The organism is Psychrobacter sp. TB20-MNA-CIBAN-0197, assembly GCF_040309765.1.
Taxonomy (GTDB): domain Bacteria; phylum Pseudomonadota; class Gammaproteobacteria; order Pseudomonadales; family Moraxellaceae; genus Psychrobacter; species Psychrobacter submarinus.
Genome location: NZ_JBEOPC010000008.1, coordinates 26,428 through 48,493, shown reverse-complemented (window position 1 = coordinate 48,493; position 22,066 = coordinate 26,428). Strand labels below are relative to the sequence as shown.

The 22,066-nt window shown below is 45.6% G+C and carries 17 protein-coding genes; 7 read left to right on the top strand and 10 right to left on the bottom strand.

Annotated features, from left to right (window positions below; all coding sequences use genetic code 11):
- Positions 1 to 2: 2 nt before the first annotated feature.
- The 3 genes from bioA to coaD all read right to left on the bottom strand — a co-directional run bounded on the left by bioA (position 3) and on the right by coaD (position 2,227).
- The gene (gene bioA, locus AAEY83_RS03935; protein ID WP_025646499.1) at positions 3 to 1,322 is read right to left on the bottom strand and encodes an adenosylmethionine--8-amino-7-oxononanoate transaminase; all 1,320 of its coding nucleotides are present in this window, start codon (positions 1,320 to 1,322) and stop codon (positions 3 to 5) included.
- Positions 1,323 to 1,376: 54 nt separating this feature from the next.
- A complete protein-coding gene (locus AAEY83_RS03930; RefSeq protein WP_025646498.1) occupies positions 1,377 to 1,625 on the bottom strand; it encodes a YfhL family 4Fe-4S dicluster ferredoxin in 249 nt (82 codons plus the stop codon).
- Between the two features lie 77 nt (positions 1,626 to 1,702).
- On the bottom strand, positions 1,703 to 2,227 hold the full coding sequence (gene coaD, locus AAEY83_RS03925) for a pantetheine-phosphate adenylyltransferase (protein ID WP_025646497.1): 525 nt from the start codon (positions 2,225 to 2,227) through the stop codon (positions 1,703 to 1,705).
- Between the two features lie 310 nt (positions 2,228 to 2,537).
- Here coaD and smpB point away from each other — a divergent pair, with 310 nt between their 5' ends.
- Positions 2,538 to 3,014, top strand: coding sequence for an SsrA-binding protein SmpB (gene smpB / locus AAEY83_RS03920; protein WP_025646496.1), 477 nt, complete (start codon positions 2,538 to 2,540; stop codon positions 3,012 to 3,014).
- A gap of 205 nt (positions 3,015 to 3,219) precedes the next feature.
- Here smpB and rarD read toward each other — a convergent pair whose 3' ends face one another.
- Positions 3,220 to 4,224: an EamA family transporter RarD gene (gene rarD, locus AAEY83_RS03915; RefSeq protein WP_025646495.1), complete on the bottom strand. Its 1,005-nt coding sequence runs from the start codon at positions 4,222 to 4,224 to the stop codon at positions 3,220 to 3,222.
- A 226-nt stretch (positions 4,225 to 4,450) separates the two neighbouring features.
- Here rarD and AAEY83_RS03910 point away from each other — a divergent pair, with 226 nt between their 5' ends.
- The 4 genes from AAEY83_RS03910 (at position 4,451) to AAEY83_RS03895 (ending at position 8,964) form a co-directional block, all read left to right on the top strand.
- Positions 4,451 to 4,918 (top strand): Lrp/AsnC family transcriptional regulator, encoded by a 468-nt coding sequence (locus AAEY83_RS03910; protein WP_025646494.1) that lies wholly within the window; start codon positions 4,451 to 4,453, stop codon positions 4,916 to 4,918.
- Positions 4,919 to 5,064: 146 nt separating this feature from the next.
- Entirely contained in the window at positions 5,065 to 7,524 is a 2,460-nt protein-coding gene (locus tag AAEY83_RS03905; protein WP_025646493.1) for a YgiQ family radical SAM protein, read from the top strand.
- 239 nt (positions 7,525 to 7,763) lie between these two features.
- Entirely contained in the window at positions 7,764 to 8,180 is a 417-nt protein-coding gene (locus AAEY83_RS03900) for a hypothetical protein (RefSeq protein ID WP_025646492.1), read from the top strand.
- Between the two features lie 211 nt (positions 8,181 to 8,391).
- Positions 8,392 to 8,964: a hypothetical protein gene (locus tag AAEY83_RS03895; RefSeq protein ID WP_025646491.1), complete on the top strand. Its 573-nt coding sequence runs from the start codon at positions 8,392 to 8,394 to the stop codon at positions 8,962 to 8,964.
- 36 nt (positions 8,965 to 9,000) lie between these two features.
- Here AAEY83_RS03895 and AAEY83_RS03890 read toward each other — a convergent pair whose 3' ends face one another.
- The 6 genes from AAEY83_RS03890 to AAEY83_RS03865 form a co-directional block, all read right to left on the bottom strand.
- A complete protein-coding gene (locus AAEY83_RS03890; protein WP_156923977.1) occupies positions 9,001 to 9,861 on the bottom strand; it encodes a MauE/DoxX family redox-associated membrane protein in 861 nt (286 codons plus the stop codon).
- Positions 9,862 to 10,092: 231 nt separating this feature from the next.
- The gene (locus AAEY83_RS03885; RefSeq protein ID WP_025646489.1) at positions 10,093 to 11,547 is read right to left on the bottom strand and encodes a DUF2971 domain-containing protein; all 1,455 of its coding nucleotides are present in this window, start codon (positions 11,545 to 11,547) and stop codon (positions 10,093 to 10,095) included.
- Positions 11,548 to 11,550: 3 nt separating this feature from the next.
- The gene (gene ligA / locus AAEY83_RS03880; RefSeq protein WP_413771576.1) at positions 11,551 to 13,542 is read right to left on the bottom strand and encodes an NAD-dependent DNA ligase LigA; all 1,992 of its coding nucleotides are present in this window, start codon (positions 13,540 to 13,542) and stop codon (positions 11,551 to 11,553) included.
- A 232-nt stretch (positions 13,543 to 13,774) separates the two neighbouring features.
- Positions 13,775 to 14,794, bottom strand: a complete 1,020-nt coding sequence (locus AAEY83_RS03875; protein WP_025646487.1) for a cell division protein ZipA — start codon at positions 14,792 to 14,794, stop codon at positions 13,775 to 13,777.
- A 428-nt stretch (positions 14,795 to 15,222) separates the two neighbouring features.
- Entirely contained in the window at positions 15,223 to 19,098 is a 3,876-nt protein-coding gene (gene smc, locus AAEY83_RS03870) for a chromosome segregation protein SMC (RefSeq protein WP_025646486.1), read from the bottom strand.
- A gap of 179 nt (positions 19,099 to 19,277) precedes the next feature.
- On the bottom strand, positions 19,278 to 20,081 hold the full coding sequence (locus tag AAEY83_RS03865; protein ID WP_025646485.1) for a sulfite exporter TauE/SafE family protein: 804 nt from the start codon (positions 20,079 to 20,081) through the stop codon (positions 19,278 to 19,280).
- Positions 20,082 to 20,289: 208 nt separating this feature from the next.
- On the opposite strand from AAEY83_RS03865, the gene AAEY83_RS03860 reads away from it, so the two are divergent.
- Both AAEY83_RS03860 and AAEY83_RS03855 read left to right on the top strand, forming a co-directional pair.
- On the top strand, positions 20,290 to 21,246 hold the full coding sequence (locus AAEY83_RS03860; RefSeq protein WP_025646484.1) for a biotin--[acetyl-CoA-carboxylase] ligase: 957 nt from the start codon (positions 20,290 to 20,292) through the stop codon (positions 21,244 to 21,246).
- 34 nt (positions 21,247 to 21,280) lie between these two features.
- Positions 21,281 to 22,018, top strand: coding sequence for a pantothenate kinase (locus AAEY83_RS03855; protein WP_025646483.1), 738 nt, complete (start codon positions 21,281 to 21,283; stop codon positions 22,016 to 22,018).
- The last annotated feature ends 48 nt before the right edge of the window (positions 22,019 to 22,066 follow it).

Sequence of the window (22,066 nt, the reverse complement as noted above, 5' to 3'; positions counted from 1 at the left end):
GGTTAACCTCGATGTTCTAAATATTTACGTACTACTTTTAGCAGCGCTTGGCATAAGGTGGTCAGCTCATCATCAGTAATAATGTAAGGCGGCATAATGTACACCAACTTACCAAAGGGTCTGACCCAGATACCATTATCAATTAATAAGGATTGAAAAATGGGCATATCAACAGCGTCTTCTAACTCAATCACTGCCACTGCCCCCAAACAACGCACCTCGGCAACACCTGCCAGCTGCGCAGCTGGCGTCAGGGCTTGCTCCATCGTACGTTGCATATTGGCAGTACACGTTTCGATATCATAAGACAGGATCAAATCAATCGACGCACAGGCGACCGCACATGCGAGCGGATTACCCATAAAAGTCGGGCCATGCATCAGCGCTGGACAGTCACTATTATGAATGGTATCGGCAATATGACGAGTACAGAGCGTTGCGGCAAAAGTCATGTAGCCGCCAGTCAGCGCCTTGCCAATGGTCATGATGTCAGGGGTAATGCTGGCATGCTCACAGGCAAATAACTTTCCACTACGCCCAAACCCAGTAGCAATCTCATCCGCTATCAAGAGTACATCGTACTTATCACAAAGTGTGCGTAATAGCCGCAAATATTCAGGGCTATAAAAACGCATACCACCTGCGCCCTGAATAATTGGCTCAATGATAAAACCTGCCAGCTGCTCACCATACTCTACAAAAAACTGAGCTAATGACTCACGATCATCTGCCGTCAATGCGCGATCAAAGCCAAGTGGCGGTGCTGAGACAAAATGCTGCATCGGTAGCTGCTTGCCATACAGACTGTGCATCCCATTGACAGGATCACAGACACTCATGGCGTGCCACGTATCACCGTAATAGCCTGAATGGGTCGAGGCAAACTGTTGCTTGTTTGGGCGCTTAGCAGCTACTTGATATTGCAGCGCCATTTTTAGTGCCACTTCTACGGCGATACTGCCACTGTCAGCATAAAAAATCGCATCGAGACCAGAGGGCACAATATCGAGTAGCTTTTTGCCCAGATCGATCGCTGGCTGATGGGTTAACCCACCAAACATCACATGCGCCATTTTGCTCAACTGCTGGGTCAGCGCTTCGTTTAGCTTGGGGTGATTGTAGCCATGGACGCTCGCCCACCATGACGACATACCATCGATCAGGCGCTTGCCGTCTTCAGTGATGATATAAATACCTTCAGCGCGATCGATTACGATATTAGAATAAGTGGGTGGTAGGCTGGCATACGGGTGCCATAAGTGCCGTTGATCAAACTCATTCGTTGCTTGGATGGCTGTGGCGGTCGTGTTTTTTTTGGTCATCGTATCATCCCTAAAGCGTTGTAAACCCAAACGTCATCAATCGCTTATCAATATTTATTGACCCGTAATACGCTTGTATTTGGCCAATAAATCGCTTTCGCTCTCGATATGATCGGGGTCTTTTGGAATACAGTCGACAGGACAGATGACCACGCACTGCGGCTCATCAAAGTGACCGACGCATTCGGTGCATAGATCAGGATCAATGACATAAATGTCTTCGCCCTCAGAGATGGCTTCGTTAGGGCAAGCCGGCTCGCAGACATCACAGTTGATGCATTCATCAGTGATTAATAACGCCATGACCTACCCCTTTATGATTTTGTGGTTACCGTTTTAAAAATACGCTTCATTAGTGATAAAAGCCAATACTTGCTGATCTATTTAGTCTGAATCGCCAGCTTATCGATAAAGGCCTGCGAGACGCATTCTGGTACAAACTTTCTGACATCGCCGCCAAGCTTAGCGATTTCGCGAATCATAGTCGATGAGATAAAAGAGTAATTCTGTGACGGCGTCAAAAACACTGCCTCAAAATTTTCATCGAGCTCGCGGTTCATATTGGCCAGTTGAAACTCATATTCAAAATCTGACATCGCGCGCAAGCCGCGCAAAACAGCAGTTGCTCCCTTTTCGCGCATAAAGTCCACCAGCAGACCCTCAAACCCAACGACAGAGACTTGCGGCAGATCCGCAAATACCGTTTCTACTAAGCTGACCCGCTCCTCAAAACTAAATAGCGGCTTTTTGTGGTGGCCTGAAGCCACGGCAATGACCACTTCATCAAATAATTTAGTCGCGCGTTTGACCAAATCGACGTGACCGGTGGTAATGGGATCAAAGGTGCCAGGATAGAGGATTTTGGTATGTAGCTTAGAAGCTTTAGGTGTAGATGATGGGTTCATAGCAAGGCTAATATAATCGTTGATAGTATGCGTATCCTAGCAAATTTAGCAGTGATTGAACACTCAGTTTATTCGCTTTTGCGAGCTTAGACTACAGAGCTTAGACTACAATAGTAACGACTACATTTGTCCTAAGCTCGCTTTACCCTTTTCAACTATCGATTTGTTACAATACTCGCTCGACTCATCCGTTTTATAACCACAAGCTAATGATGACATTAGTGGGTTAGGATGAGGAACAGTAAGACTAAAGCGTTAAGTTCAAGTCAGCACGTTTAAAACAGCAACTTAACGTTTTGAAGGAGAAATTATGTCAAAAAAATCTAAAAAACCGGACAACCAAATTGCCAGTAATAAAAAAGCGCGGCACGAGTATTTTATTGAAGAGACTTTTGAGGCAGGATTGTCACTGCAAGGCTGGGAGGTCAAGTCCATTCGCGCCGGCAAAATGACCATTACCGAAGCTTATATTATCTTTCGTAATAATGAGGCTTTTTTGTTTGGTGCCCATATTCAGCCGTTAATCTCCAGCTCTACGCACGTCAACCCTGACACTACGCGCACGCGTAAGCTACTACTTAATCGCCGCGAGATCGATAAGCTTTACGGCGCAGTTAATCAAAAAGGCTATGCTTGCGTGCCCTTATCCTGCTACTGGAAGCGCTCAATGGTGAAGTGTCAGATCGGACTTGCCGTTGGTAAAAAGCAGCATGATAAACGTAAAACCTTAAAAGATCGCGACTGGGAGCGTGATAAGCAGCGCGGCTTTAAACAGCATTTGGGTTAAAGTTGTTATCTAAATGTATTATAAAAGAGCAGATGTAGGTTGGTGTCGAGCTTGCGACACCCAACGATTAAATCTATGATAAAAAGTTCTATTTAAAGAACTTTTCTTGCGAGCCTAATGAAGCAATGCTTCTTTTTTTCGGCTCTCAGGGTCTCGTACCTCGACACCAACCTACACTGACGATTAAAAGAATTCGTTTTTATATCTACTTTTTCTGAATAGCAATTAATTGTTGCTTACGCGCACCACGCAACTGACGAAAACCATGCATAATTAAAAACGCAATGCCTAACCAGATCAGCCCATAACTATAGAGCATCGCTGACTCAAACGGATTACCCAGCACCGTAATCGCTAAGATAAATAGCAGTGCCGGCTCTAGGTAGCTCATCATGCCGTACACATTGACTGGCAGCATTTGACTGGCATCGACGTTGGTTTTCATCGCCAGCACGCTTAAGATACCTAGTCCTATTAGCATCATAATAAAGAAGCTAGAGCCGCCAACTAAGCTCAAACTACTTGGCGCTATAAAGCATAAATACCCTAAAGCAAACGGTGCAAAAATAGTCAAATCAACCAGTAAGCCCGTTATCGCACCAATGCCTTGCAGACGGCGAATAATATAATACAGCGGATAAGTACCGCACACCCAAAGTGTTGCCCAAGACACGCTTTGGGTCCGTACAATCTCACTGCCAACGCCAAGCGCAGCAAAGCCTACCGCCAACCATTGTAAGCGGCTAAGCTTTTCACCGAATAGTACACAACCGAACACCACCATCATCAATGGAAACAGGAAATAACCCATCGCCGTTTGTACGCCTTGGCCATTGATGGGTGCCCACATAAATAGCCAAAACTGGCTCAAAAATATTGGCGTTGGTAGTAGCAGCCATGCCCACTGCTTGGCTGATCTTAGCTGTTTTAACTTACCGATATGCAAGCTTAGACGCCCGCTAACCACTAAGTAGCCTACGAGTGCCGCCCACATTGCTAGCATGCGCCAGATAAAAACCTGCGTACCCGATAACGGCGCTAAAAAGTGACTATAAGCATAAAGTACACCAAATAATACATTAGACATTACCGCTAATGCCGCGCCTATAATTAACGTGCGGTGCTTAGCGCTACCTGAAGCCCAAATCGCAGGTACAGGCAAGCGTGAGATAGTGCTTGTGAATACCGATGATAAAGTAGTGGTTGACATAGACGCTCCAAAATTGAACTAAATTTTATGACTCAGCATCTTGTTGTTATTAAACTGAGGGAAGCTAGTTTACGCGAGCGCTTTGATATATTATTTCTATATTTAGCTGTTTCTGAATTTATTTATCATAATATCGCAGTATTATTCATTATTTATCACAATTTAGGTTTATTACTGATTATCCTTATTGACTAATGAACCCTGCCTAATTAAGCAGACTACTATTATGACGCACACTCTTGATCAAACCGACAAAGCCATACTAAATCTACTACAAGACGATGCGACTTTACCGCTAAAAACCATTGCCGAAAAAGTACACGTGTCTACTGCAACCGCACAGCGACGCGTACAGGCGCTAATAGATAATGAGGTGATTAGCAAACAGGTTGCTATCGTCAATCCAAACAAGGTGGGATATGGCCTGACAGCAATAGTGATGATCCAGATGCTACGCTCGAATAACTCGATGCAGCACCGATTTGAGCGCCTAATGAGCAGCCAGCCCCGGGTGATGAGCTGTTATGAAGTATCAGGGGATGCGGATTTTATGCTGATGGTCAATGCCAAAAATATGCAAGATTACCATCAATTTACCCGTAATTTGCTGACGCATGATAATAATGTGCGTAGTTTTAGCAGTCAGTTTGTGATGAACTTCACCAAAAGTGGTACGAAGATATTATTGGATTAATCTTACACTATCAATCACTTATCGGTGATTGAATATCACATCCTGAGTACGATTCATGTTAAGATGAGCGCCTTTAAATGAGCGGCTCACTAAAACTGATAGTAGCGGCTACATGCAAAACACATTTTTTTGATTAAGGTCTGTCCATGTCTGCCGATACCATTGCCCATACCGCCTTTAAACAAGGCACTAAACCGTTATATGACTACGATAAGCACTGGGCGAGCTGCTATGAGCCGGCGCCTTATCTGCCGATGAGCCGAGCCGAGATGGACGAGCTAGGCTGGGATGCTTGCGATATTATCATCGTATCGGGCGATGCGTATGTCGATCATCCAAGCTTCGGTATGGCAATTATCGGGCGTTTGCTTGAGTCGCAAGGCTTTCGCGTCGGTATCATCGCCCAGCCTGATTGGAAGAGCAAAGACGCCTTTATGGAGCTTGGCAAACCTGTCTACGCTTATGGTGTCACCGCCGGCAATATGGATAGCATGATCAACCGCTACACTGCTGATCGCAAGATACGTAGCGATGACGCTTACTCGCCGGGCAACGTGGCGAATAAACGCCCGGACCGCGCCGCTATCGTCTATAGTCAGCGCTGCCGTGAAGCTTATCCTGATGTGCCCATTATCTTAGGCGGTATCGAAGGCAGCCTACGCCGTATCGCCCATTATGATTATTGGTCGGATAAAGTACGTCGTAGTATTTTGCTCGATAGCCGCGCTGATGTCTTACTCTACGGGAACGCTGAGCGCGCTATCGTCGACGTGGTGCATGGTTTATCCAAAGGCTATACCTTTGAGCAAATGAGCAGCCTTCGCGGTACAGCTTATCTATTGACTCCAAGCCGTCGCCACTGGCAAGCGCATATGACAGAGGTCGCCAGTAACGATGTCGATACCATCGGCCGTGTCGATCCAATTATCAACCCTTATGTGATGACTGAAGACGTTGATAGCTGCAAAATTGAGCAAGAAAAGCCTAGCGATTCGCCCGTTGGCCAAGCGATGACTGGTATGTCTGCCCAATACGCAGGATTTGTCGCAGAGCCTGTCACTAATAAAGTTCTGAACGCTGAGCAAGTCGATACGGATACGCAAGTGGTGCAAATGCGCGGTATGGAGGCTGAAGATAATAAAGAATATAAGCCAAAAACTGCTCTTAAACATAAGCTAAAAATGCCGCCACGTGAGCAAACTGTCATTCGCTTACCCGACTACGATCATGTCAAATCAGATCCGGTGCTCTACGCGCATGCCAGCCGTATTCTACATCTCGAGACTAACCCGGGTAACGCGCGGGCGCTAGTGCAGCGTCATAGTAGCGGCGCGGGCAATTCCTTCACCTCTATCGATGTCTGGCTCAATCCACCGCCAGTTCCGCTATCGACCGAAGAGATGGACTACGTCTTTGACTTGCCTTATGCACGTTTGCCACATCCAAGCTACGGCGATGCGCGTATCCCTGCTTATGACATGATTAAGTTTTCGGTCAATATCATGCGCGGCTGTTTCGGCGGTTGTACTTTTTGCTCAATCACCGAGCACGAAGGGCGCATTATCCAAAACCGTTCAGAAGACTCAATCTTGCGCGAAGTCGAAGCCATTCGTGATACCGCGCCAAACTTCACAGGCGTCATCTCCGACCTTGGCGGCCCGACGGCCAATATGTATCGCCTTAACTGTAAAGATGAAACCATCGAAAAGCACTGCCGTAAGCCCTCTTGTGTCTATCCAGACGTCTGCGAAAACCTGCTTACTGATCATAGTAATTTGACTCAGCTATACCGTAAAGCGCGTGATATCAAAGGCGTGAAGAAGATCCTGATTGCATCCGGTCTACGTTATGATCTGGCGGTAAAAGATCCAGAATACGTCAAAGAGCTGGTCAGCCATCACGTTGGTGGTTATCTAAAAATTGCCCCAGAGCATTCAGAAGAAGGCGTACTGTCCAAGATGATGAAACCTGGCATGGGTAGCTACGATAAGTTCAAAGCGATGTTTGAGCAATACAGTCAAGAGGCCGGTAAAGAGCAGTATCTAATACCTTATTTTATCGCGGCGCACCCCGGTACTAAAGACGAAGACATGATGAATCTGGCGCTGTGGCTAAAAAGTCATGGCTACCGCGCCGATCAAGTGCAAGCCTTTTATCCAAGCCCTATGGCAACAGCGACGACGATGTATCACACTCACAAAGACCCGCTACACAAAGTCAGCCGCGCGGGCGGTGATATGGATATCGTCAAATCAGGTAAGCAGCGTAAATTGCATAAAGCCTTTTTGCGTTACCATGATCCTAAAAACTGGGCAATACTGCGTAAAGCGCTGCAAGATATGGGCCGTAGCGATCTTATCGGTAAAAACCGTGGCTGCCTTATCCCGCCATATAATGCGCATCTAGAAGGCCGCGATGCGGCGCAGGACAGCTATCAATCGGCGCGTAAGAAAAATAGCCGCGTTGGTAATGACTCAGCTAAGCGTCAGAACCGTAATAAAAATAGTACTAATAAAGCTCAAGCCAACAACCGCTCCAAAAAAAGAGTCAGCAAAGGTAACTTTCAGACTCAGCATACGGGCTTACCGCCGCGTAAGACTAAATAACGTGAGATAGAAAAGTGTAAATAGTACGAAGCACTATAAAAAGGCGCTTGTTGGCTTAAGTCAGCAAGCGCTTTTTTTAGTTAAATTTCATAATTACATTAGTCAATATTTAAGAAATGAAGTTATAAGGTAGTGAACAATTCCTAACACTCTAGAGTAGATGCATTGGTTACCATAAATGTTATGCACCTACAGTGCTAGAACCCCTAATAATAAAGTAATATATTTTGGAGATGTTTATGAATACTATGATGAAACTCACCGCTACCCTACCTGCCGTTGCTCTACTAGCAGCCTGCTCTACCACTACCCCTACCGCTCCTACTACTCCAGCCACTCCGACAAATGGTACGAGTGATATGGCTTACGATCGTATGGCGCCTGCCCCTTATACTTGTACTGATGATAGCCAAATCCTAGCAAAGCAGTCCATTAATAAAAATCAAGCGACTATCAGCGCCACTGTTCCTAAACTGAACTGGTCACAACAAGAAGTGATTTTAGTTGGCGGTGTTGATGGCGACACGGCAAGCTATATTAATGACTCTAACCCAGATATCATCTATGCTTGGCACATGAAAGGTGATGAAGCTATATTGGCTACGAAATGGGCAAATGGTAAAGAGTACCAAGTCAACTGTAAGATGGGTCGTTAATAGTATTGCGTCAATCAAGCAGTGATAGTGATTGAGCTTTAACTAAAACTATATTTGTATTGATTAGCTATACGTTAAACAGTCATCGAGTGATGGCTGTTTTTTTATAGCCGATTAAGTGGTGAACGCTCATAAAAGCTGTCAAAATATTAGCAATGCTAATTGCCTATAATTCATGCTCAAATAAGCTGTTTATAAAAAAGGAAGAGTGATGAGAGTTCATCTATTACGTCTAACGCTAGTCTCTACGCTTAGCATAGCCGCATTAACGGGTTGTGATACTAGTAACCAAGATAGCGTCGCTACTTCTGCTAATACTGAGGGAAATGTCTCTGTAGAGGTCGATAATGCGACTACTGCAAATAAAACCTCGTCAGTAGTTACCGATATTGACTGGTCAAAAGTAGCTAGCGGTGAGCCTGTCGCAGATCTTAGCGACTACGACTACCCTTTCGCTATCGATAGTCAAAACGTCAAAGACTACGCGGACTACTTCAACGTCGATAAGGCGACAGCGCAGCACAGTCTCACCGTCGGCATGGCAAGTAATGAGGCCGTATCAAAAGTCCTTAACCAACTAGAAAGCACATACACCTCGCACGAGCTTACCGATGGCGAAACGGTTGAGCTTATCGTTCATACGACTCCTGAGGTCACTGCTAGCCAATACGAGTATGTGTTCGCCGATGACTTTGCTAAAGGTTTGATATTGCCGATTAGGATTGTTCCGGATGGTAAAAAGAATGAGGCTATGGTTAATCCGCATAAGGAATTGGTGGAGTAGCGATATATATTGGTTATTCATCATCAAACCATTTGATTATAGTAAAGCGCGAATCAGCATATAACCACCCATACCGAACATCATGACGTTTTCGGTTAAAGAGATCGCGCCCAGTGGTACATTGCTATCGCCGCCCACGCAGGCGCATTTTAGCTCGCGCTTATCGATATAGACCGCTTTAATAACCGACACCCCGCCGATCAAACCGATGATAAAGGCGACCAGACCCGCAATCGGATTGAGCCAAGGCTGATCGGCAAGCATAGCGATACCGGCAAACGCTTCTAAAAACGGATACACATAGGCGTAGCGTACCACGCGGCGCGCGAGTAAATCATAGCCCAAAAACCCAGTGGTAAACCCTTCTAAATCCTCAAGCTTTTTAATCGCCAATACACACATGGAGAGCGCGACAAACCACATAAGCGCTTGTATCGAAAAGACACTAACGGCAAATGCCCAGCATAATGCCAGTGTCATGAGTGCGGTAACAGCAAATATCGCAATAATGGGCGTATATGTGGTGTCGTCGTCTGTCTCGGGTTCGTGATTACCCAAAAATACTTGCAGATCATCATTGCCGCCAATGCGCTTGCCATCGATAAAGGTCTGCGGCGTGGTCTTGACCCCAAGCGTGTCTTTGACCAGTGTATTCTCATCTTGGGTCGTGATATGACGATCAATGATGTCATAGCCTGCGTGCTTGAGCGCATCGATTGATTTGAGGCCAAACGGACATAGGTGATCTGGCATCACCATGCGAAAGATGATGGCAGACTGCCCGCCTTCTTTGCCGATATGCTCGCCTTGTAGAGTGTCGATGAGATGCTGTACTTGCGGGCTGTGACTGTCGTCTATAGTGTCGGACTCAGACTGATGAGTGGTATTGTCTGCCATAACGCGCTCCTTACGTTTTGCTTATTCACTGCTTGATCATAGTTTTTTTATATTTGTGACTATTATCTTATAAGCATCGGTAAGGGCGATCTGAATCAGTCTTGTTAACTTTGTTAGGTTTAATGATAAGTGGTAGCGTGTGTTTTGTAGGGGTGGACTGTTGCTGTGTATTGATAAGGAATGTAAGATTTAGGTAAAATAAAAAAGTGCGCTGGCATAGCGCACGTTTTTTTAATGGCTAGTAGGTAAGCGATAAGGATTATTTGAGAGTTCAATTTTGATTTTTTTTCCTAAACTATTCGTACCACATAATAGCTTTGCCAAGTAAGGCTGATATTGCGTTGCGGCTGGTGCGATGTAGACTTTGTCTAAGTTTGCCTTTACCTCTGGCTCGTACTCTACGTATAGAAACTTGCCAAAATCCATTTTAACTTTAGGGTCATCAAGTGAAGTGATATAAATCATTCGACACTCTTGTTCCTCTTGAAAAGCTATATGCTTAATTAGATATTTTATTGGTAGTAAAATTCTATCTAGTAAAATTTTTATTTCTGAAGCTTTCGATTTATCTAGCTCACTTACAATCTTAATAGCTTTTTGATATACACCTTTCAAACACTCAAAGCATACTAAAAACTCATTTGTTTTTTTATCGATATACTTTTTATACTTCATCCATTTTATATCAGCTTCAACACGGTCGCTAAATTCTCTATAAAAAGTAATCTGATTGCGTTGTGCCAAATGTATAAATTGAGAACTAGGATCTATATAAACACAACGTATTACTGGCTGTCGACTAATTTTCTCCTTGGATACTTTTTCATCTAAGATTCTTTCAGTTGCAATAAATGATATTTGATCAGGGTGATCGTTTTCTTTGAAAAAACCTTTATTGAATATCAAGCTAATACCAGAAGCTTCCTTGTAGTCTTGCTTACCGTAAAGTCTGAACTGGTTTAAACTGTCATGATTGAAAGTAAAGCATCCAATAAATGTTTGATATTTACTATCAGACATTACTTCACTATTTATTCTTTTACTATCATTCTTTAAACAACCTTCAAGTAGCTTACCTTCACTAGGGTCATTAACATTATGAATAGTATTTAGTCGAAAAGAGCTAGTACTCGGATTATTTAGTAGAATGTTGGTTACTTCAGTTGAGGTGTAATGTGCAAGTTTACGTTCTGCATGCAACTGTTTCTTTCCTATACTATTGATATCAATCTTTAATATGGATAATATTTTATATACAATATTAGATATTTCAAAAACCTTTCTACCTAACTCTTCAAAACCTCCATCTAAAATTAAATCGCATACATCTATCTTATTTCTTGCTTCGTAAGGAAACTTATTCTTTACAAAAACAAAGCTCCTCTTAGCCTTTTCTATATCTGACAAGTTATTACTTTCCAAAAGAATATCTCCTATAAAGAATTGAGCATTCTCGTAAATACTTTTATTCTCTTCAAGTCTGATACTGTTAAACAACTCTAGTGCTTCTTCCTTATAATCTTTATTCAATAAAATAGTAGCTATGAGAAATTTTGTATTTGCTACACTTATTTTATTTCCGTCACTATTTATTACTATTTTTGCTAATTTATTAGTTATTCCGCGAGTGTATTCATCTGGAATTTCTTTTAACTTCTCAAAAATTTTTCTATCACTTTCTATCATAACCTACTCCCCAACCATCGCCAAAAACTCATCTTCACTCACCACTTTCACACCCAATTTTTCTGCTTTGGTGAGTTTTGAGCCTGCTTTTTCGCCTGCCAGCAGGGCGCTGGTTTTGGCGGAGATGCTGCCTGAGACTTTGGCACCTAGCGCTTGTAGTTTGGCCTTGGCTTCATCACGTGCCATGCTATCGAGCGCTCCGGTGATGACCCACGTTTGCCCATCGAGCGGTAGCCCTTCGGATGCGACCTGCTCGACCTTATCCCAATGCACGCCTGCCTCGCGTAGCGCCGTGATGACTTCGATATTGTGCGGCGCACGGAAGAACTCATAGGTCAGCTCAGCGGTGATTTCGCCAACATCGGGCGTTTTTATCAAGGTCTCAATACTGGCTGCCATGAGATTGTCTAAATCACCAAATTGCTGAGCAAAGTTCTGTGCGGTGCCTTCGCCAACACCGCGAATACCAAGCGCGTAGATAAAGCGCGCAAGCGTGGTGTGTTTGCTCGCTTCAATGGCGGCAAGGATGTTATTAACTGACTTTTCGCCCAGCTTTTCAAAAGTGATCAGCTCGTCGGTATGGTTATGTAAGTCATAGATATCAGCGACGGTTTTGATAAGGCCATGCTCAAAAAAACTCATCAGCCAGCGCTCGCCCAGCCCATCGATATCCATCGCCCGCCGTGAGACAAAGTGGATAAGCGCCTCGACTTGCTGCGCCGGACAAAACAAACCGCCGCTACAGCGCGCCAAGGCTTCGCCCTCGGGTAGCACTACGGGTGAGTCACACACGGGGCAAGCCGATGGTAGCTCGACAGGTTTAGAATCATCTGGGCGTTGCTCGTGCCAAACGCGGGTGACTTTGGGGATGACGTCGCCGGCGCGGTGTACGCTGACCATATCGCCCGCTCGCACATCTAAGCGCTGAATCTCGCCGAAGTTATGCAAAGTGACGTTACTGACGGTGACGCCGCCGACTTTGACCGGCTCTAGTTTGCCGACTGGGGTAATCTGTCCGGTACGCCCGACTTGCCATTCGATAGTATGCAGGCGGGTCATCACGGTTTCAGCAGGGAATTTATAAGCGGTCGCCCAGCGTGGTTCTCTAGATAAAAAGCCTAATTGCTGCTGCAGAGCAAGGCTGTTGACTTTAATCACTGTTCCGTCAATCTCAAACGGTAGTTTTTTGCGTTTTTCAATCACTGACTCATAGTACGCTTGCGCCTCGCGCGGGTTCGCAACCACGCGCACTGCGCTGACGGTAAAGCCAATATCACCAAGCCAAGCCAGTGCACCCGATTGCGTGTCGATACGCTCAGGCAAGCCTTGATTGACCGAATAGCCATAGAACGCTAACGGGCGACTGGCCGCTACCGCAGGGTCGAGCTGACGCAAACTTCCTGCTGCGGCATTGCGTGGATTGGCGAAGGTTTTTTCACCATTTTCCTCTGCTAGACGATTGAGGCGCTCGAAACCGGCTTTTGGCATTAACACCTCACCGCGTACTTCTAGCAATTCGATATCTTTGGCATCTGCCAACCACAGTGGCAGATTGCGAATAGTTTTGACATTTTGGGTGATATCCTCGCCCGTTTGCCCATCGCCGCGAGTGACCGCTTGTACATACTGGCCATACTCGTATTTTAGCGACACGGCCAAGCCATCGAGCTTCATCTCCATCTCATACTCAGGGTTTTGCTGTGCCACGCTTAGACGATCATTGACGCGGCGCATAAAGTCGCTGAGATCATCATAATCAAAGACATTGCCAAGCGATAACATAGCAATGTCATGGGTGACTTGGGTAAAGGCCGATAGCGGCACATCACCGACTTGATTGATCGGGCTATCAGGCTGCACCAAATCTGGATACTCTTCTTCAAGCTCGATAAGGGACAGACGCAGCTGATCGTACTCGCTATCCTCAATCATAGGATTATCAAGGACGTAATAGGCATTATTATGCGTTTTTAGCGCTGCAATCAAGGTGCGCATTTTGCTAATGACATCGCTATCATGGGTCGCATGGGTCGCATGGTTTTTAGAGTTATGAATGTTATTAGAGTTGCCAGAGTCAGTCATAGTCGGTATCTATAGTGGTTATTGAGCGATTGATAATAGCAACTATCATAACAATTTAGGGGGCGCTTTACAGTAAAGACTGGCATAAAAAAACGCCACTTTTACTTAATAAAAATGACGTTAAATGAGAGGTTATTTGGCTATTTTAGCTGTCGTAATCGCGGACTTGATTGCGTAGCTGCTGCTTATAATCTGGCGTAATCGGTTCGTTATTTTCGTCTAGCATTATCGCATCAAGATCGCTTGCCATCATATAGGCAATACTCATCATGCTATCAAAACTACGCACCGCTTGCGGATGTGGCAGCGATAAAAACAACACCACGCCGCTATAGACATTGGTGGCCACGCTATGCGGATCAAAAGGTGCGATACCATTATCAGTGATACCCATCATGCTAAACCAAAGCATACCGGTGCCGTCTTTTTGCTCATAACGATGGAACATATTCATCGCGCCAAAGCGCAAGCCGTACTTATCCACTAAGGTTAATAAATCACTGCCGCGAATAATCGCACTCGGGCGCTCACGGCTTTGCTGCGGCAAAATAGTAATATTGATGTTGTCTTTGGCATTTATCAGCGGTCCGTTTTGCGCCTCATCAATAGGCGTCAATAAGTGCTGGTCGAGCACAGGGCTGTTGTCCGTGAAGCTCGGCTCCTCGGCAGTATCAATCACGGGCATCAGGCTATCGGTCGCTGACATCAGGCTTGAAAAAGCATCCGGCTCGCTTTGAATGTCAGAGTTATTGTCTTGGGCGAATTGCGCAAACTCTTCGTCATCTGCGCGCTGCTGTTCTGCTTGCCAGCGGGCATACTCAGGATTGGTTTCATTATCATTAATATCAGCCGTCGTACCACGATTTTGTGTCAGCTGCGCATCAACCTCAGTATGGTTTTGTGTCAACGGCTCTTCTTCAACCACAGCACTCAGATACTCTCTATTAGGAGCAATCGTTGTCTCACCGGCGATAGTATCATCGAAGTCTGGCTCATCAACGACATTGCGCTCATGACGCGGAATGATAGGGATACCGTTTTTATCATAATTAACGGCGGCCGCATCAGTATCTTGTCGGCGCTTGAAACTACGAATGACCATAAACAGTCCTGCTAGCACAATCAAAGCGGCAATGGCGATCAACACAAACTGGATAGCGGTCATAAGAGAATACATCCTAATAATAATATAGCTAACAATATAGGTAATGATAAAAGTAATCAGAGCATATACAGCAGTTTAAACGCTATCAGTCTAGCACGGCTACATAAAAGCGTCATCACCTTGTAACGGTTTGACACTTGATACTCATCATTGCACGTGCCGTTCAGTAGATGATAGCGGGTAAAAAGCGTGTAGAAAGCGAATAGAAACTTGCCATAAATATAACGGCTTTGATTTTACCCTAAATTATAAAGTTTGTTTATCAAAACTTAACTCGTGATATAGTAAATCCTAAATAAAAAGAGTAAAAGAGTACAGGCATTGTAATGTGCTACTGGTATAAATTTTCCTTGCGTGCTGCGTTCCCAGAGGCTGCGCAAAATTCATTCCAGTAGCACTGCATTTCTTTTATAGTGGATCGACTATAGTTAACTTTCGATGTACTTTTCGGCTTCATCAAGTGAGACGCTCACTAAAGTAGAAACACCTGCGCTAGGCATAGTGATACCTTTTAGCTCGTCGGCAATCTGCATCGAGAGCTTATTATGGCTAATGAAGATAAACTGTAAATCATCCGCCAACTCATGAATCAAGCTAGTAAAACGAGCAACATTAGCATCGTCAAGCGGCGCATCGACTTCATCGAGCACGCAAAACGGCGCCGGATGCTGTTTAAATATGGCAAAAATTAGGCTCAGCGCAGTCAAGGTCTTTTCGCCGCCTGAGAGTACAGCGAGACGGCTATTACGCTTGCCTTTTGGCTGCGCCATTAACGTCAACCCTGCGCGCCAATGTTCAGATTTATCAGCGCTGATATCAGATTGGGTATCCGTAGGCATATCCTGCAAATCTAGCGTTAGACTGGCTTGCCCGCCGCCAAATACTTTGGCGAACAGTTTAGATAACTCACCATTGACCGACTCTAAGGTTTGCATAAATAGCGTCTTAGTCGTCTCATCAATCGAAGCAATAGCATCCGTCAAAGTCTGCATACTAGCGGCAATATCTTCGGTCTGCTGCGCAAGCGGCTCTAAGCGTTCATTAACCTCAGCCAGCTCTGCCACTGCTGCCAGATTGACCGCACCTATTTTACTGATTTGCTGCTCAAGACTGGCCTGCTCAGCTTGTAACTCAGCGATTTTCTCGGGACGGACGCGGCGTTTATGAGTAATAAAATCGGTTAATAAGCTTGAAACACTTATCTGCGGCGGCGCAGCCTTTAACGCCTGCTTACTACTTTTTGCCAAAATATAATGGTACTCATCCAATGCGCTCTGTACGCTATCCTTTGCATCGTTGAGTTTAGACTCGCTCAGCGCCAGCTCTGTCGCCTGTTTGGCATTGCTCTCTTGCTGATCCTGTAAGGTAGTCTGCAAAGTATCTAAGGCAGATTGCTGCTCGTTGTACTCCTCTTTAAGGATGCTCAGCGCGGCTTCACGCGTGGCTAATAAATCTTGCTGCTCATCGCGCTTAGCTTTTATAGTCTGTAATGTGGCCTGCAGCGTTGGCAGTTGTTGTTGGTAGCTGTCACGATTGGCGATCAGTGTCTGCCAGTTTTGTAAAGACTCATCAAGAAATTGCGTCGCCCGCTGTAGACTATTAGCACTATGCTCAAGGTGCATCTCAAGTTTTTGTTGGCGCATCTGCAGGGCTTGCCAATCGGCGTCAACTTTTTGACGATTGCGCTGCAGCTCGTGACGCTCCCCTTGTAGCTGCTGACGTCGATCCTGTGCGGCTTGGACTTTGGGCCTTATGAGTTGTAAGTCTGTTTCGATTTGCACGCGCTCATCATTAAGTGTTTGTTGCTCGGCGGCAAGCTCTTGTTGCTCGTGCTCCAGTGCCAATTTGTCGCTCTGCAAACGTTGGGCATCGGCCTGTCTTTGCTTGAGGGCAGCTTTCTCAGTTGCCAATTGCTGCTGATAATCATACACCTCACGGGTAAGCTGCTCGTTTTGAGCGCGGCTCTCATCTAAGCTGATTCTTAGCGCGTCATACTCGCTTTGGCTTCTCTTTATTTGCTTATGCAAGCAATCAATGTGCTCATCGCTAGTATCAAGCAGCTCTTCCAACTCTATTAAACGCTGCTGCTGTTGCATACGCTGCATCAAAAATTGACTGTTTTGCGCAGCGTCTTGTTGCTTGGCGAATTGATTAAAATTCATAGTGCCACTAGCGCTAATCAACCAACCTTCTGCAGTCACTAATAAAACCGATGACGGCAATACTTTTAGGATTTCGGTCAATTCTGCAGTGGTTTCGCGGTTAGGCTTATCTGCTATATATAAATAGCACTGCTGCCATATCGCTAAAGCAGGCTTAGTAATTAATGCAGATAAAGGCTGTACTTTAGCTTGCAAATTAGCAGGTAGCTTGGCTGTAAAATCCTGATCAGCGCTATCGGCCATCTGTGCAGGCAACCACAAACTATGGCGACTAGCTGACTGTTTATTAGCTTGGTTTTGGGAGTGTTGGCTATGCTGAAAGCTCAGTAAATTTGGCAAATATCTAGAAAGCTCTGGCTCTGAGATTAGACCCACTTGCTCATCAGTAAGCACTTGGCTATCTAGCCATAATGCTAGTACCTTATCAAGGGTTTGCGCATGCTCCTTGCCAAGTGGACTAAGCTTGATTTGCTCGCGCAAAGTAGAAACCGGCAGTAGATTGTCAGTATTAATAACAACGTCATTTGCCAAACCTTTATCCGACTTCTCTTTTTGTGCGGTCGGCTTCTGAGTCGTTTTGGCATGTACGATCTTATGTAGCGTATCGTACTCGCCTGCCAGTAGCGCGTGGCTTTTTTCTTGTGCTGTCACCTCGCGTAGCTGCTCGGTCAAACGCTGCTGCAACGTATGAGCTTGCGGTTGCAAATCCGCTAGCCGTTCAGCGACGCTATCTTGCTGACGCGCACGCTGCTGTAACTGAGCTTCTAGCTCATCGATAACGCTGATGGCGCTTTTGTCTTGCTCATCTATGCTCAAAGAGTCATCATGAGTAGAGCTTTGAGTCTGCGCCTGATCCCACAGCGTTTGCCAACTTTGCTGGCGAGCAGCGAGCTTCTCTTGACTCAGCTGATGACGCTTTTGCGCTTGGCTATTGATGGCTTGCTGCTGCTCGAGGGTACGCACGTTATCTTGCAGACGCGTTAACTGCGATTGTGACTCAGACCATGCGCGTTGTAGTGGCGGCTCTTCCGCTTGATACGTTTGGCGCTTCTTGGTTAGCTTAGTAAGCTCTGGCTGCAGGCGAGCAAGCTCGAGCTTTTGCTGATCCTGCTCATCCTTTATTCTATCAAGCTCGTCAGTCGACTGCTGACGCTGCCGCTCCAAAGCAACCAGCTGCTGCTCAATCACTGTCAGCTTCGCCGTAACATCGTCTAGCTGATGCTTTGCTTGTTGAAGCTCAAGCTGCTGATGATAATGCGCGCTTTGTGCTTCGTCTTTTAGCCATTGCTCTTGGTTAATCTGGGTGCTGAGCTTGTCTTGCTTATGCTTTAACTGCTCATAGTGCGCTTGCCGCTCTTTGAGTGCTAAATCACTACCTTCATACGCATTCTTATGTTGCAGTTGGGCTTGTTTGGCTTGATATAACTGCTGAATCGCCAGTTGTTGCTTAATATCCGCTAAGGTCTCGGCCAGCTTATTGTAGCGCTGAGCGCTGCTCGCTTGACGCGCTAAGCTTTTTTGTTGACGGACTAGCTCGCTTTGCATATCGTGCAGACGCGCTAAATTCTCCTGTGTCTTTTCAAGCTTCTTTTGCGTCTCTATCCGCCGAGCCTGATAACGCGATACACCCGCCGCCTCTTCGATAAACTCGCGCAGCTGCATGGGGCTTGAATCAACGATACGCCCGATCATACCTTGCTCAATCACGGCATAACTACGCGCGCCAAGCCCTGTACCCAAAAACACATCGACCACATCACGGCGACGACAGCGGGTACCATTGATAAAATAATCGGAGCGGCCCTCCATGTTGACTTGCCGACGTACTGATAGCTCCTGATAGAGGTTGAGCTCGTGGCGAATGCCCGTCTGCTCATCTTGAGTATGCTCAAAGGTCAGCTCAACGCTGGCCACGCTTTTGGCCGATTTATCTTGCGTACCGGCAAAGATTACATCACTCATCGCGCCGCCGCGCAACTGCTTGGCGGAGGTCTCGCCTAATACCCAACGGATTGCATCAATGACGTTTGATTTGCCGCAGCCGTTTGGCCCGACGATAGCAGTGATGCCGCGGGGGAAGCTAAAAGTAGTGACATTGGCAAAGGACTTAAAGCCTGCCAGTTTGAGAGATTTTAAACGCATAAACGGTGAGTTTTTCGATAATAAAACAGGCGGCTATTCTACCTGAAATTGGGATGGGTTTTTAGGATCTTTAAAGGTATTGCGTTTGCACGAGATCAGCTTGGCTACAAGTTTGCTTAGCCGCTTTGCTTTGAATATAAAGACTCTTACTACGCAAAAGACATTTAAAAAGAAGATAATTACAACACCCCAATCCCACTCAAAAACAGCTGCCCGCCTGCGAATATCAATAATACTCCAAAAGCTCGTTTCAGCATCAGTGCTGGCAGTTGGTGCGCAAGTCTTGCACCGATTTTAGCCGTAATAAAGCTAGCCACCGATATACAGATAAAGCCAATAATATGCACAAAACCTATCGTGCCTGCGGGTAGAGTAGCCACATCTTGCCCAAACCAAGCAAACCCGAGTGCTCCCGCCACTGCAATAGGCAAACCACAAGCGGCTGAAGTACCAACCGCTTGCTTCATCGGAAGCCCTGCCCAATTCAAAAATGGCACGGTCAGACTACCGCCGCCAATGCCAAATATGGAGGATGCCATACCGATACCTGTCCCTGCTCCGACTTGTATGCCTTTAGAAGGTAGCGGTTTGCCTAACCGTTCTTTATTAGAAAAAAACAGCATCTTCAGCGCGACCAATAAAGCACCGATACCGATGATCGCTTGTAGTGCTTGTCCATTTATCATGTCAGCAATACCTGCGCCAACGACACTACCCACGACAAGGCCGATAGCCATACCGCGCCAAATCTCCCAGCGCACGCCGCCGCGTTTATTGTGTGCGGTCAATGAACTGATAGACGTGACGATAATAGTCGCCAAAGAGGTGCCAACCGCTAAGTGAGTGACGACCTCTGGCGAAAAATTATACGCGGTAAAAATCCAAACGAGAGCTGGCACGATTATCATGCCGCCACCGATGCCGAATAAACCCGCGCAAACGCCAGCAAACGCGCCGGCAATCACAAACCATACATATAGCATTAACGAAATCCTTTATTTGCGCTCTGATTATTCTGCTGTTTTGTTTAGCTATTATGGGTCTGCTATTTAATAAGATAACCTTTTAGCTCATAATAACTTGCCTGACTTGCGCAGTAGCAGGCGCTTAGTATAGCAAACATCTCAGTAATTATTGTCTTACAAGTCATCTGACGTCAGCTCAAACCACTCTATTTTTAGCGAACTCCTTATGCCTTTATCCATTCAAAACAATAGCTTATCCGCGCTCAACCATCGGCACCTCTCTAGTAGCAAATCAACCAATAGCGAGCTGCTAGAGACATTACAAGCAGGTAAGCTTGATAGTAATGATAAACAGCTACTGACCGCTGAGACGCAAACAGCAGGTCGTGGGCAACATACCCGCTCTTGGCAATCGCCGCCGGGCAATGTCTATCTCTCCCTTTATCATCCGATTAACACCCCTATCAGTGGTCTGCTATCGTTAATGATTGGTTTAGAATTAGCAAAAATGCCGATTATCCAAGCGCTGAACACGCAGCTAAAAGCGCAAAACAAAACGCCTATCGGGGTAAAATGGGCCAATGATTTAGGCTTTTATCCACTGCACAAGCAAGATTTAGGTTTTGATTTAAATGACAACAGCCTTATCGCTTTTAATAAATTGGCTGGCATTTTGATTGAGCCGGTATGGATAGCAAGCAAACTAAAAGGCGTAGTCATAGGAGTGGGGTTAAATGTAGCGGCGACGCCTAAGCTCACCGAGCAAACGCTAGAAGGCATGAGTTATCAAGCGATTAGCCTACAAGATATTCATAAGTCGATAAATAAAGATGCCAAGGATAATCTGTTAGAACCTTTGCCAAGCTTAAGCATTATTTATGAGCAAATCAGTCAGGCTTTACTAGACGCTGTCGATTGCTTCAAAGCTATATCGGCCGAAAAGTCTCATGTACAGCCCACCTCTACCCAGTATGCAATGGCTCAGTTTAACCGAGAGTTTACACCGCAAGATGCCCTCAAAGGTTTGAGAGTAAGAATCACACAAAATCTTAACCATAACGAGCACGTTATCGAAGGCCGTGCCTGTGGTATCGATACAAACGGCTGTTTGCAATTGCAGCAAGATAACGGTAATATTTCAGCACTTTTTACCGGTCGCATTGATGTGATAAATGAGACTTAATGAACACTAGATAAAGAGCCAATAAGGAAAAACTATGCTCTGGCTAGATCTAGGTAATACTAGGCTTAAATACTGGCTCACTGATGATATTGGCCAAATTGTCTCGCACAATGCACGCCAGCATTTGCAAGCGCCAGCTGAGCTGCTAATGGGACTGACCGATCGATTTGAGCGTTACGCGCCTGACTTTATCGGTATCTCATCGGTGCTGGGTGATGAGCTCAATGGCAATGTAGCACAGACGCTCAGTCGGCTGGGTATACCCTTTGAGTTTGTCAATGTCGACTCGTCTCACGCGCTGATGAGTAGTCGCTATGATGCCAAACAATTAGGCTGTGATCGCTGGTTACAGATGCTTGGCGCAGTAGATAGGACGAAGCGCCAATGCGTAGTGGGCTGCGGTACCGCGGTCACAATAGATCTGATCGATCATGCCGAGCATTTGGGCGGTTATATTTTTCCGAGCATCTATTTGCAGCGCGAGTCGCTATTTTCGGGTACTAAGCAGATTACGATTTCAAACGGTGCTTTTGATAGTATCGCGCAAGGAGTCACCACGCAGGATGCGGTCCATCACGGCATTTTGTTATCTATCGTTGGTGCTATCAATGAGATCACTCATCGTCATCCTAACTTTGAGCTGATCATGACCGGCGGTGATGCGGCTATGATTGCTGAGCATGTCAATCGTCCGGTACGCTTGCGTGATGACTCACTTCTCAATGGCTTGGCTAGATATTTTGATTACAGCAAAAAGCAGCTAGTAGTTTAAAGCTATATTAAAAGTGTTAAAAATAAAAAAGCAGTCGGTCTTGGACTT